10 protein-coding genes and 2 pseudogenes are annotated in these 13,096 nt (G+C 39.7%); 4 read left to right on the top strand and 8 right to left on the bottom strand.

Annotated features, from left to right (window positions below; translation table 11 throughout):
• Nucleotides 1-68: 68 nt before the first annotated feature.
• Nucleotides 69-416, top strand: a complete 348-nt coding sequence (locus tag AHMF7605_RS08125) for a hypothetical protein (protein ID WP_106928170.1) — start codon at nucleotides 69-71, stop codon at nucleotides 414-416.
• Nucleotides 417-487: 71 nt separating this feature from the next.
• Here AHMF7605_RS08125 and AHMF7605_RS08120 read toward each other — a convergent pair whose 3' ends face one another.
• From AHMF7605_RS08120 to AHMF7605_RS08105, 4 genes and pseudogenes are all read right to left on the bottom strand, one after another.
• A complete protein-coding gene (locus AHMF7605_RS08120; protein WP_233219295.1) occupies nucleotides 488-1,423 on the bottom strand; it encodes an SDR family oxidoreductase in 936 nt (311 codons plus the stop codon).
• 324 nt (nucleotides 1,424-1,747) lie between these two features.
• On the bottom strand, nucleotides 1,748-2,455 hold the full coding sequence (locus AHMF7605_RS08115) for a pseudouridine synthase (protein WP_106928166.1): 708 nt from the start codon (nucleotides 2,453-2,455) through the stop codon (nucleotides 1,748-1,750).
• A gap of 223 nt (nucleotides 2,456-2,678) precedes the next feature.
• Entirely contained in the window at nucleotides 2,679-3,995 is a 1,317-nt protein-coding gene (locus AHMF7605_RS08110) for a ComEC/Rec2 family competence protein (protein ID WP_106928164.1), read from the bottom strand.
• Between the two features lie 235 nt (nucleotides 3,996-4,230).
• Nucleotides 4,231-4,766: pseudogene (locus AHMF7605_RS08105) on the bottom strand (pyridoxamine 5'-phosphate oxidase family protein).
• 206 nt (nucleotides 4,767-4,972) lie between these two features.
• Between AHMF7605_RS08105 and AHMF7605_RS08100 the strand changes: the two are divergent.
• Nucleotides 4,973-5,823, top strand: a pseudogene (locus AHMF7605_RS08100) (SGNH/GDSL hydrolase family protein).
• 177 nt (nucleotides 5,824-6,000) lie between these two features.
• Nucleotides 6,001-6,636, top strand: a complete 636-nt coding sequence (locus AHMF7605_RS08095; RefSeq protein WP_106928162.1) for a TVP38/TMEM64 family protein — start codon at nucleotides 6,001-6,003, stop codon at nucleotides 6,634-6,636.
• A gap of 303 nt (nucleotides 6,637-6,939) precedes the next feature.
• Here AHMF7605_RS08095 and AHMF7605_RS08090 read toward each other — a convergent pair whose 3' ends face one another.
• A complete protein-coding gene (locus AHMF7605_RS08090; RefSeq protein WP_106928160.1) occupies nucleotides 6,940-7,953 on the bottom strand; it encodes a ScyD/ScyE family protein in 1,014 nt (337 codons plus the stop codon).
• 371 nt (nucleotides 7,954-8,324) lie between these two features.
• Nucleotides 8,325-8,726, bottom strand: a complete 402-nt coding sequence (locus AHMF7605_RS08085) for a DoxX family protein (protein WP_106928158.1) — start codon at nucleotides 8,724-8,726, stop codon at nucleotides 8,325-8,327.
• A 98-nt stretch (nucleotides 8,727-8,824) separates the two neighbouring features.
• Between AHMF7605_RS08085 and AHMF7605_RS08080 the strand changes: the two genes are divergently transcribed.
• Nucleotides 8,825-9,190: a winged helix-turn-helix transcriptional regulator gene (locus AHMF7605_RS08080; protein WP_106928156.1), complete on the top strand. Its 366-nt coding sequence runs from the start codon at nucleotides 8,825-8,827 to the stop codon at nucleotides 9,188-9,190.
• 304 nt (nucleotides 9,191-9,494) lie between these two features.
• On the opposite strand, the gene AHMF7605_RS08075 is transcribed toward AHMF7605_RS08080, so the two are convergent.
• Nucleotides 9,495-10,529 (bottom strand): hypothetical protein, encoded by a 1,035-nt coding sequence (locus AHMF7605_RS08075; RefSeq protein WP_106928154.1) that lies wholly within the window; start codon nucleotides 10,527-10,529, stop codon nucleotides 9,495-9,497.
• A gap of 362 nt (nucleotides 10,530-10,891) precedes the next feature.
• Entirely contained in the window at nucleotides 10,892-13,009 is a 2,118-nt protein-coding gene (locus AHMF7605_RS08070) for a carboxy terminal-processing peptidase (protein ID WP_106928152.1), read from the bottom strand.
• Nucleotides 13,010-13,096 lie beyond the last annotated feature (87 nt).

Raw genomic sequence — 13,096 nt, 5'->3', positions numbered from 1 at the left:
TAGTGGGTTTAAAAATTACTGGCATAACCTTACATTATTTCGTTTAACCTTTTAATTAATTTTGAAAAATGGAGTTACAAGGCACCTGGACGAAGGATAACGAAGGATTTATGGAGTTTAGTTTATCGCAACTGCAACGTTTGTACGAAGCGGTTACCGATGCTTACCATGAGAGATACAACCAATACCTGGACGAACTGGACGATGAGGAAGAAGCGCATTATCAGGCTTTAGCGGAAGGTTACGAAATGGTAAACGATTACAAAACCATCGACGGCCAGGAAGAATTTGCCACTACCTATTACACACCTACTTACGTGCTCGATGTTTGGTACGAGTTGGACCCGGTAACCCAAAAAAGAATTTATGACCAAGGTTTTATCCGGATAAGCAGCAAAAACAACCCGGAGGTTTAGGTACAAGTAACAGGGAGAAAGGAGTAACATTACGCTACTCCTTTCTCCCTGTTATTTTCCAGTTCCTACTACTAGGGTTGTCCGGCTCCACCGGTAGCGCCGTAAATCTGCCCCGTAGCGTAGCTGGCATCACTGGCGGCTAACTGCACGTAAATCGAAGCTAATTCAACGGGTTGTCCGGGCCGACCCATAGGCGTATCGCCACCGAATTTTTTTAATTTTTCCTGGGTGGCGCCGCCACTTACCTGTAAAGGCGTCCAGATAGGACCGGGAGCTACTCCGTTTACCCGAATGCCTTTAGGAGCTAGTTGTTTGGCCAAAGATCGTACGTAATTAGTGGTAGCCGCTTTGGTTTGGGCGTAGTCGTATAATTCCGGCGAAGGGTCGGTGGCTTGCTCCGAGGTAGTTCCAATAATGACCGAGCCGGGTGGCAAATGCGGCAGGGCCGCTTTAATTATCCAGAAAGGCGCGTAGATATTGGTTTTCATGGTAGCATCAAAATCTTCCGACGAAACTTCCAGAATAGAAGCCCGGGTTTGTTGCCGCGCCGCGTTGCTCACCAAAATATCTAATCCGCCTAAACCTTTTACGGCTTCAGCTACCATTTTCTGGCAAAAAGCTTCTTCGCGCAGATCGCCGGGAATGGCAATGGCTTTCCGGCCTTCGGCTTTAATCAGCTCGACTACTTCTTTGGCATCCGCTTCTTCGGATGGATAATAGTTAATGGCTACATCGGCCCCTTCGCGGGCATAAGCAATGGCGGCCGCACGTCCCATGCCGGAATCCCCGCCGGTTATTAAGGCTTTTCTACCTTTTAATCTGCCGGAACCTTTATAACTTTTCTCCCCGTGATCCGGACGCGGGTCCATTTGGCTGGCCAGACCCGGCCAAGGCTGCGACTGCCCTTTAAAAGGAGGCTTTGGATATTTAGTATTAGGATTTTCGAGGGGTGCCGCCGTGGAATTTACTGGGTTTAGTTCGCCGTTAGCGGATAAAACCGGACTCATCGCCGCAGTAGCTAACCCGGCTCCCAAGCCGCTTAAAGCTTTCCGGCGGCTCATTTTAACTGTTTCTTTCATAGTTTAGTAAAATTTTGGCTATTTTCTGTTTAAACTACTGAGAAAGCATATTGTTTAGCTAAATAGGAATTTAACCGGATTTTTATCTGCCAGGAATAAATTTTTCAACCTTAAAACCTCCGCCTTAATGGGCTAACTAAATGAAAAATAGCTAAGCCGAACTTAGCCCGTTGAGATATTTTCGCTGAAATTTTAATTTTTAATGTACTAGTGCTTTAAGAGAAAGGCTTGGGTGAATGCTTGACTAACTTTTCAGTTAAAAATAATTTGATTTAATTCCTGAATTTCTTGGGAAGACAAATAGCGCCATTCGCCGGGTTTTAGCAAACCTAATTCTAGGTTTACCATCCGTAAGCGGACGAGCTGTTGTACCTGGTACCCAAGCTTATAACACATGCGCCGGATCTGGCGGTTAAGACCTTGCGTAAGAATAATCCGGAACGTAGTTGCACTTATTTGCTGTACCTGAGCCGGCCGGGTTTTTTGGCCCATAATAATAACACCTTCGCTTAGTTGGGCTAATGCTTCCGGCGTTAAAGGCTTATTTACGGTTACCAAATACTCTTTTTCCTGGTGGCTCTTGGCATGGATAATTTTATCGTAAATATTTCCGTTATTAGTCAGCAGCATTAATCCTTCCGAATCTTTATCTAAGCGCCCAACCGGAAATACGGGGTGTTCTACATGTAAAGCAGCTGCCAGGTTGTTCTGGATGTTCGTATTTAAGGTGGATTCAATACCCCGCGGTTTGTAATACGCCAGGTAAATAAAAGCTTGCGGCTCTTTCAGCACCTGCGCACCAAACGTAACTTTATCTGCTGGCTGCAAGGCTTGCTGCACCTGGCCTTTTTCCCCGTTTACCTGCACCCGGCCCGAAGTGATGTATGCGATTGCTTGCTTATTTGAAATTCTTAATTTCTGCACGATTAAATGCTTCAGCGAAGCCGTCAGAATTTTCATCCTACTTGAAAAATTTTATAAAAATGCTAATACTCCTAATTTAAAAACTTAGGAGTATAGGTGAATAGATCCGCTTGTAGGATAAGGTTTACTTGAATTAAAATAAGATGCTGTTTTTTAATGTTTTTAACTAAATAATTAAAATTTAAACCCTCCTCTTCAATCTTAGATTACTTTTATTTTTATTTGTTAAATAAATTTCAAGTACCAAAACCCAGCGCAATTATTCAAAGGTTTCCTCAACAGGTTTAACTTGGTAAATATCCCATAAAGACGAACTAGGTTTTGCTTCTTTCATTTGAGCCATAATAATACTATCACCGTTACTTCGAAGGTTAATCATACCAAACTGAATAAGATTTTTCTTAACATTGGTGGAACGGGCAAGTTCCGTTGAAAATACTAACGGTTTTTGAGCTCGCGAATATTTACCAGCGCATCCAATGGCATCGGCTCTGGGATGGGAATAAGATTCATTATCACCGGAAGAAATAATAGTTGCTAATGGATTAATAGATGCCATAAATTCTACGGTAAATTCGGAGGCACCATGATGGCAGGACTTAGCTACATCCACTTCAAATGGATTGTTTCTTTGATAATGCTGAAGAAGGTGTTTCTCACTAGGAATATTCAGATCGCCACCAAATAAAAGGGTTGATTCGCCATATTTTATTTTAAGAACCAAGCTATGTCCATTAACCGTATGTGATTCATCTTCAAAAAAATGGAAAGCTAATCCACCATTGTGTTCACTAGGGATAGGACCTAAAAATTCTATGGTAAAGTCTTTATTAGCAATATTTCTATGTATAATAGGTGTTTGAAAATCGGCACGAATAAAATTCTGAGCACGTCCTTGGGTGATAGCATTCGTTACAGCTAAGGTAAACTTTTCCATCATAGCCTGTAGAATGTCCCTTTCTTTAAAAACATTTAATTCATCTATAGAATCAAATGTAGTTATTAGCAGTTTTTCATTTGCTTCATTTGCCTCTCCGTGAGTTTCCCCTAGAGTTGTTCTCCAATCAGCAGGAAAATCAGATTTTTTAGTATCAAACTTTGCAATTCCGTTATGATATATAGTGCCAAAAGTATACCGATCGTCATTTAATATGTCTATAAGACCATTATAATGGTCTTTATCGAAATGACTAACAAAAACATAATCAAAATGCACTTTTTCGTTTCTCTTAAAATAATAAAGATACTGCCATTTACTGAGGTAATTGGCTAAATTATTACCTGGGCCCCCATCTATAAGCATTTTAAAAGAATTTCCGATTTCAATAAGCGCACCATCCCCTTGACCAACATCTACATAAAAAACTTTAAGGCCAGGTTCATCACCGATTTTATGCTGTTCTATCCAGCCAGTTTTGCTAAAAGCCTTTACCTTGGTCCAGATGCCCTTATTTTCATTTAAAAGCTGCACATAGGAACCCATTAGAATTGTATTATTCTTGTTTTTACCATTACCATTAACATCAATGGTTTTATAGGTATGAGCAAAAAGGTCAGTTACAATTTTATAGCTCATAGTTTTTAAAATAAATTCATTGAATATAAGGTATTTAGCCCTAATTTTTTACTTATTATCTTATAAATATCCCGCAATACTTTATTTATATAATTAAAAGTGGTGGAAGTTCTGTCACGCCAGGTAATATCATTAGACATTCTCTCCCGTTTCTTTATTTTAGATAAAAATCAAATAAAAGGTCTGTGCCGTCACAGACCTTAGGAAATGAATTATTAAAAGTAATTAGAAGTGCTTACACGTTAAGCTTTCCTTCAATGGAGTCGTCGAGGGTTTGGCCAATAACAGCTCCTATAGCTATTTTAGCAAAAGCAACCGTGTTGCCGTGTTTGTTATCCCAATAATAACCCTCTTTCGCCTTGATTTCTAAAACCGTAATTCTTGGGTCATCTTCGCCTTCGGTAAACCAGGTTTTTAAAATGGGATTCCAAAGTTCTTTTATTTTTCTTTATCCTGACTGATAGTGGCCGTACCAAATACGCTTAAGTAGTCGCTGTGCGCGGAGCCCTGAAATAAAAGATGCACATTGGGGTCGGCTTGAATGTCGGCGTTTTTATGGCTATCCGAAGCGCTCAAAAAGTAAAAATTCCCGTTTTCTTCTACTTTTCGCAGCGACATAGGCCGAACTTTAAGCGGTAAACCGGTCGTTATTTTAGTACAGAAGAAGCAGGTATCTGCCTTTTCGGCTAATTCTTTTATTTTTTGGCCGGCCGATTGGCCTTGTAAATCCTGGTGGTTCTTTTCGGGTTGCTGTTGATTGATGCTATCCATAGTTTTTGATTTTTGATAAATCCGTTTATCTCTAAACTCCCCCGTACCTAAAAAGTTATTAAGAAATTATGAATTCGGGCAGCATTCAAAAATCTATAAATTTCCCTTTGAAGAATCTAATTACAACTTTTGCCTCTGGTCCATAAGCATTGTAATTCTACTTGTTACTGCTTACTTTTATTCGGATAGTATTTGGCAAAAGAAATATGAAAAAACTCCTACTGCTTGTTTTCCTCCTTTTTATATTTAGCTCATTTAATTACAAAACAATTAGTTGGGTTGCTCTAGGCGATTCTATCACTTATCTGAACGATCATCCCAACGAAACCGGCAACCGCATTACCAAAGGCTATCTAACCGGCGTTACCGAAGAATTACCCGAATTGAAGTATGTAAATAAAGGCTATAATGGCTGGACTGCTGTCCGGATGGCGGAGGAAATAGAAAATCTGGAACTAGAAAAGGCAGAAGTATATTCTATTTTTTGGGTACTAACGATTGGTGGCAGGGAAAACTTATAGGCACGCTTCCGGACTACCAAAATAACACTGGTAACCATACTTTTTACGGAGCTTACCGGATTATTATAAATAAACTGCGGGGATTAAATAAAAAAGCATCTATAATTTTAATAACACCCATGCAGCGCGGGGATTTTGTGTACATCAACAACATGAAAAACAATGCCTACGGCTCCTATAAAGATAAAAACGGGCAATCGCTGGCGGCTTTTGCCGAAGCCGTAAATACCATTGGTAAACTAGAAAAATTACCGGTGGTAGATTTATATAACCAAAGCGGCATTACCCCGGAAACGCTGGTAAAATTTAAAAAGCTGAAAGACCCTGCCACTGGTACTTACAAAAATTATTCTTATCCGGATTTTATCGATGTTCCTTTCAACCCGGAAACCGACGAATACCCGTACCCACCCGAAGCCATTGCTAACACCTACGATGGCCTGCATCCCTCGGATAAAGGCTACGAAATAATAACCAACCTGCTCGTGAAAACCATGAAAAAAGAACTAAAACAGGTGAAAGTTAGTAAGCAGTAGGCTGGTTCGGGAGGCTACTATCATTTAAAATCATAATTTGGTCATTTTAATAATAAATACTAGAGCTCATTAACCGGTAAAAAAGCTTCAGATTATCTAGTTTCAAATGAGTGATTTGCCGGTTATACTAGCCTCGGTTTCAGCTAAGCTTAAGGTAATCCGCAGAAAAGAAAACGCATGAAACGGCTCCTTTTTATATTTTTCTTTTGCTGCGTGCTTATTATTGCCACCTTTCTTATGTTCGGAGACCTGGAGCAATGGATGGCCGTTAACCTGCATTCCGAAAAATCAATTGCCACGTATACGTGTCTTAGCTTTAGTTTTATGGCTCTCGATACGCTTTTACCGGTGCCATCGAGTTTGCTCATGATTTTAAACGGGAAGATTCTAGGTCTTTTTTGGGGTACTTTAATGTCCTGGAGTTCAAGTTTGTTAGCCTCAGTTTTTGGATTTTACCTGGGGCGGAGTGCCAACCCGTATTTCGATAAGTTTTTTTCCGGGCAGGATAAAGCCTTTAGTAATAACTTTTTTCAGAAGTTCGGGAATTTGGCTATTACTATTTCCAAAGCTCTCCCTATCCTTTCCGAAGCGATTTCTTTTGTGGCTGGCACCACGGCTATCTCCTTTAAGACTTTTCTGTTATACTCTTCTCTTGGCCATTTAGTAGTGTCGGTGATATACGCGTACTTGGGCAACTTTTCAAATACAATTAATTCGGGCTTAGTAACGGTTATGGTAATTGTAAGTACCGTTATTATAGGCTGGGTTGTTCAGAAAATCTTGAAGTACAAACAAAAAGAAACCAATACATAGAATGTAGATTAAGCAGTTTTTAACCTTTTTTACGATGGATTTCTGACTACCTGATTTTAATACGGATGAAATGTATACTAAAGAAAAGTCATTCGGAGCTTGTTAGAAAAACCTTAACCACCTGATTCCGCGATTTAGGTTCTTCAAGACAAGCCCCGAATGACTTAGAAAAGTTATCAGACTAATTTACCTGAAATATATGCTGTTTTTAACTAAAAATTCGGCAGTAAAGGAAGTAAACCAACCTTTATGATAAATTATAAGATTTTTAGCTTCAACTTTCTCATCAAGCTTGGGTCAATTTTATTGATTCGTAACTTTTACTATTTTACCATCAGCTAAGCTGTTTACATAATAGGTGAGCGGACCGCTTCTGACAATAGCAGTGGGTTGGTTTAAACCGGTTATTAATTTGGCTGGGCCATTGGTGGTAGCTACTACCATTCTTCCCGTATTAGGGGCAAATCCTTGTTGCGTAAATTGAGCGTGCTCTACCACCACCGGGTTATACACCGGGTCAAACGTCATATTGGTTAAGGTAGTAAATCCATCTTGATAAAGAGAAACCTTACCCGATAGGTCTACGCTAAAAATCCGGGCCTGACCGGTGGGAAAAGGAAAGCCGGTTAAGGTAGTAACATAAAAAGTTTGCTTGTTAAAGGCAATGCTGGTAGGCACCGCATGAATACTCGGAGGACCAACTGGAGTAGGGTTTGCAATGTTGGGGAAGGTAGTAAATACGCTTAACTCACCGGATAAACTCCGACGTATAACCGCATTAGCCGCCGCATCGGTAATAAAAATATCGCCCACCGGACCAGCCGTTAAATTATAAGGATTTGACTCCTCGGTATCTGCTTCAAAATCATAATCCAGAACAAAAGCACCGATATTTTCTTTTTCTAAATTCTTGGCTTTTAAGGGAGTGTCGCCGGGGGTAAAAGAGCTTATATCTGCTTTGTATAAGTACCCATTGGTGTGTAATATGTAGGCCATACCATCTTTTACTAATAAATGATTCAATCCCACTAAACCCTCATCGCCAATAGTAGAAGGGAAGTCTTCGATAACTACATTTTTTTTTCCGTTTACAAACACCGAAACAGTACCATCATCCTTACCGGTTCCTAATTCGGTAACCCATAATTGTTGTTTGGCATCCAAAGCTAAACCTAAAGGAGACTTAAGTCCGGAAGCATAATCTTTTACCTTCAGAACTTTTGGCTCAACACTATCAAAATATTCATAAAATTCACGACAGCCCGTTACAACCAAGAGGCAAAGGCTTAAAAGCAGGATAGATAGTTTTTGTTTCATAAAGAAAAGCAGGGTTTAAGTGGGAAGATGAGTTTAAGCCTATAAGTTATTGATAATGAGTCAAACTATCCTAATTCTTAGTAGTATTTTATTCGTCCCGCTTTAAACCTATCCGGCTCATTTGATTACAGGTGTTTTTAAGAAAGTATAGGATGGTTTTATTTGAAGGAAAAATTCATCATTAAGACTAACAATAAATTTGATAAGGCTTTTACAAGACTTTAAACCTTGTTTTAGAAAATAAAAAATAACCGGCAGAATTTAAGATTCATTATCTCTAATTCTGCCGATTATTCCAAGAAAGACCTACCGCAGAAAATCTGGTCTTATAGAAAAGTAAAAGGCTGCGGTATTCGGCAAATATTATTATATCAAGCTAAGGAATGTTTTTCCTGATAGGTCGGGGTTTCCAATGTCGATTGTTTTTTATGATACGTAACATAGGAAACAAGCAGAAGAGCTAAAAAGATAAGGGGAGCTATTCGGTTGCTAATTGGGTCGCCAACGGCGGAGTGCGCAATAAAAGCCGAAATAAAATTAATAACAAAGCCCGCGTACGCCCATTCTTTAATCCGTCCGGACACCGGTGCCAATAATACTATTATCCCGATTAATTTGGCAATAGCAAGTTCCACCCGAAAATAATCCGGAAAACCTAAATGCTCAAAACCTTGCTGCATGACAGGATTAGTTAAATAAGAATACGCCGAATACGTCATCATAAGAGCTACTACAGCTGTGGTAACCCAATAAGTAATTTTTAAAATTTTCATGGTCTTTTTTTTACAAATTTACTTACCTTTACTATGCAAAAGATACTACTATCCCAAAGGATACCAGTATCCTTTGGGATAGTAGCCCGATTATTACTATGGAAACGGATAGCAAAATTCATAACACGCAGGCCTGTAAAGTAAGCGTACTGGCCGTAAAAGACGCTTTGTACGTACTAAATGGTAAATGGAAACTACCGTTAATCTTGGTGTTATCGGAAGGCCCACAGCGGTTTAATGAAATTCAAAGGACCTTAGGGGATATTACCCCCAAAATTTTAGCTAAAGAGTTGCGGGATTTGGAACAGAATGACTTTGTAGAGCGCAAAGTATTTGCTACTACGCCGGTAACGGTAACTTACGAGCTGACTCCGTATAGTAAGTCGCTGGACCGAGTATTGGATGAATTACGGGATTGGGGATTGCAACACCGCCAACGAATAATGAAAGCCGAACCCAAATAGCACTTGCTAAATCAACTGTTACTATATAATCGAAAAAAGGGTTAATAGGTGCTACATGAGGAAAGAAGCTAAGAAATTTTAAATGAACAACTTTAGAAGATAGGTATTAAGCCCCTTTCATTTATTAAGTAATAGCCATATCAACTTTATCTACCTTCCTTCATCTTTCGGAGTAAATACACTTTAACTTAAATAAAAAAGCTGCTTTTCCATTAAAATGGAGAAAGCAGCTTTTAAAATATGGGTAAAGAACAGTGCTGGGTTATACAGCCACTTTAATTCAAGTAGAAGGGGGAAATTGCTATTAAGCAGCAGTGCCCCATTGCAGGCGTTCGGTATCCGGGAATAAAGGAGCCACTTTTTCGCGTAAGCGAGCACTCACAAAACTGTTTTGCAGGTGAGCCGGTAAAGTAGTTACTATTTCCTGGTATTTTTCCAAACCAATAGCCTGGGCCACATAACTCTCGTGAATAGCATTTAGATAACTCACAATATTGAGCAACGATTCGTGAAATAACTTAAAATCAATAGCTGCTTCCACGAAACGATCAATTTCTTTATTGCTTGAGGAGATACGTAAGCGACTAAGCAAATCAAAAATAGAGGTATACCCTAATCGCCAGGTAATCTGATCCCAGTGGTGCGCACTCCATTTATCCAGTACTAAACCGGTTTTGGTGCTGCGGATAGCTGTAGCTGGATTACCTTGTACCTGCTGACGAGTAGTTATGGCCTGCAGCTTACGAGTAGTCCGTAGGAATTGGCCAATTTGAGCTTGCGCTTCAATCCCTTTCTCCGGAATATGTAAACCTGGTTTATAACCCGCCAAAGGCAAACGATGAACGCTGAAGTCGTAATAAGGCCCGGCAGCGTAATAGCCGATAGCCCGCGGGTAGGCATTTTTAACAACCAAACGGCCTGCTTCCCGGCGCATTATAGTGGCATTAGTAGTCTTTACCTCCAACGTATACAGAAACGCCTGTAATCCGGCAAAAACGGAATAATAAGCCTGCGGGAAGGTCCAGTGTAAGGCATTACGTAAATACTCGTCGTTACCAAGTTCAGCGGTGGCCCGCAACGCATATTCGGTGCTCCAGCAGCTATGCAGCAGTTTCGTAATCGCCACTAAATCTTTCTCGTCGAGTTTTGCCCGATGCTCCCGAAAGAAAGATAAATGTTGTAATCCGAAAGCATCATCAGTATGCTGAATATGGTAGTTGATAGCAAAAAAATAATTCAGAAAAACCTGGGCCGGAATGGATTTACGCCATACTTCGTCCGGCTTTTTCGGCTCTTCTGCAAATAATGGAATTATGTTTTCGTCCGTTAGTTTTTTCATACTCTATTAACAATATTACTAGTATTTTTAGTTGCAATTTTAAGCGGTTTTTACAAGAAAATTATAAAATTATACGATTGATTTACAGCAATTTATAAATTAAAGTAAATTAGTTAATACTGTATTTAAAAATAATAAGTTTCAACGAAAACTAAAAATATTAGGCAATAATTTATTTGTTAATACTAATTTAATTAGCTTAAATATTGGGTTATTAGGTATCTTTTATAATTCAAAAGCTAGTAAACTAAAAATAGATATGATTAAGGCAAAGAAGTAGGAGGGGAGGGTTTAGAAAAGCTTATAAAAACAAAAGGCCGGTTAATTTACCGGCCTTTTGTTTTTATAATTAAATAAGATTTCTACTCGTTAAACTGATCTTTTACAACGTTTAATGCTTCTTCTAAATAGATATCTTTCTTCAGGTTTTTAGCAAACCGATTAATGCGGTTTACTTTGACTGAATCTGATTTTGCCTGATCTAAGTCGACTTTTAAAGCCGTAACGGTAATTTCGGGAGCGCTTTTTTGCAGAGCTTCGTATTTCTTCGATTCTTCTTTCGCCTTCTTCTGCATGGCCCGGTAATTAGTCAATTTTAAGGAATAATACGTCATATCGGCGCGAGCTTTAAAGTTTTTAGCCTGTTGGGTAATCGCGTTAAATAACTCGTTACTGGCTACCCGTTGTTTGCTGTTGGCTTTAATGCGCTCAATGTTTAAAGCTGGTTTCGACCAAACCTGGTAACCGGCTGGTTTAATTTCGTCCCAAGGCAGAGCATATTCCTGTTCTTTTTCACCTTGTTCAATGTACGTGTATAAATCCGGTAAAATTACATCCGGAGTAACCCCTTTTAACTGAGTAGCGCCTCCGTTAATCCGGTAAAATTTCTGGGTAGTTAATTTTAACGAACCAAATGGTTTTAAAGCATCATATTCGGAAGGCAAAACTTGGTCGAAATCGAAAACTTGTTGTACGGTGCCTTTGCCGTAGGTAGAAGAGGATCCCAGAATAATCGCCCGTTTGTAATCTTGTAAGGCCGCTGCCAGAATTTCGGAAGCCGACGCACTAAAAGAATTTACCATTACTACTACCGGACCATCGAACTGAGTAGCAGCATCCCGGTCGCGTAAAACGTTAGGCGCCGCTCCGCTGGATTCTACTTGCACAACCGGGCCTTCCGGAATGAACAAACCGGTCATTTCTACCGCATCCGGTAAAGAACCACCGCCATTATTGCGTAAATCCAGAATAATACCGGTAGCGCCTTCTCTTTTTAATTTAGCAATTTCATTTTTAACGTCTTCCCCGCTGTTACGGCCACCTTTACGGGCAAAATCGGCGTAAAATCCAGGCAGATTTATGTAGCCAACTTTGCGTTTGTCTTGGATTAAAGCCGACTGGGCATAGGTGTCTTCTTTAATAATTACATCCCGTATTAAAGAAATAACTTTTATAGTAGCATCGGGTTTTTTAATGGTTAAACGTACTTCGGTACCTTTTTTACCGCGGATTAACTGCACGGCTTTATCTACGCGCATGCCTTCTACGTTAACGGGTTCCTGTTTGCCCTGCCCCACTTTTAAGATAATATCACCGGCTTTTAAATCGCCTTGGCGGTAAGACGGAGTGCCGGGCATTACTTCCATTACTCTAATCTGGCCATCTTTGTCCTGCAATTGAGCGCCAATACCTTCCAGGCGACCACTAATTTCTAAATCAAAATCTTCTTTGGCTTTAGGCGGGAAATATTGAGTGTGCGGATCGTACAGGTTCGTAATAGAATTGACGTAACGGGCGAGCCACTCATCTTTTTCGTATTGGTTTAACTGGCGGTAAAAGTTCTCGTAGGTTTTAACTACTTTTTTACGGGCTTCTTCTTCCAAAGCCGCCATGGATTTCAGCTCTACTTTGGAGTCTTTATTTTCTTTCGCTTTTTCCTGAATGTCTACCAAGTCGGATAACTGCAGCATGGTCTGAAATTTCAGGTATTTGCGCCAGGCTTCTTTTAGCGCTGCTTTATCGGCCGGATATTTTAACTTATCGGTGTCCGTTTCTACCGTTTCCTCCACGTTAAAGTCAAAAGGTTTCGCTAATATTTCTTTATAATAGGTTTCCGATTCTTTTAACCGGGATTGGTACAAATTGGTAGCAAAATCAAAAAACTCGTAAGTTCCTTTTTTTACTTCGTCGTCAATATCCGTTTCGTATTTACTCATTTGGGAAATGTCCGCCTGCGTGAATAATAATTTATTAAAGGGTAATTGCTCCAGGTAGGTTTTATACACATCCTTCGAAAAAGTATCGTCCACTTTTTTCGGGTGAAAATGGGCAGAAGTAAGGCCCTGCATTAACACCTTCATTAACACGGAGTTTTTATCGGCGATGCTATCGGGTCGGTGAATTAATTTATAAGAAGCTAATACTACTACCAGCAACAGCACGGCAGCATACGCTAAAAATTTGGTTTTCAATTTGAACATATTAGGTAAGTTTAAACAAAATACTAATCAAAAGTGGTGCCCGTTGCGAAAGTGGCAGTATTGATTTTAATTACGTTAAATTTAAAA

It is taken from the genome of Adhaeribacter arboris (genome assembly GCF_003023845.1).
Lineage (GTDB): Bacteria > Bacteroidota > Bacteroidia > Cytophagales > Hymenobacteraceae > Adhaeribacter > Adhaeribacter arboris.
Note: the sequence above shows the minus strand (reverse complement) of the source record. Positions and strands in the feature narration are given on the sequence as shown.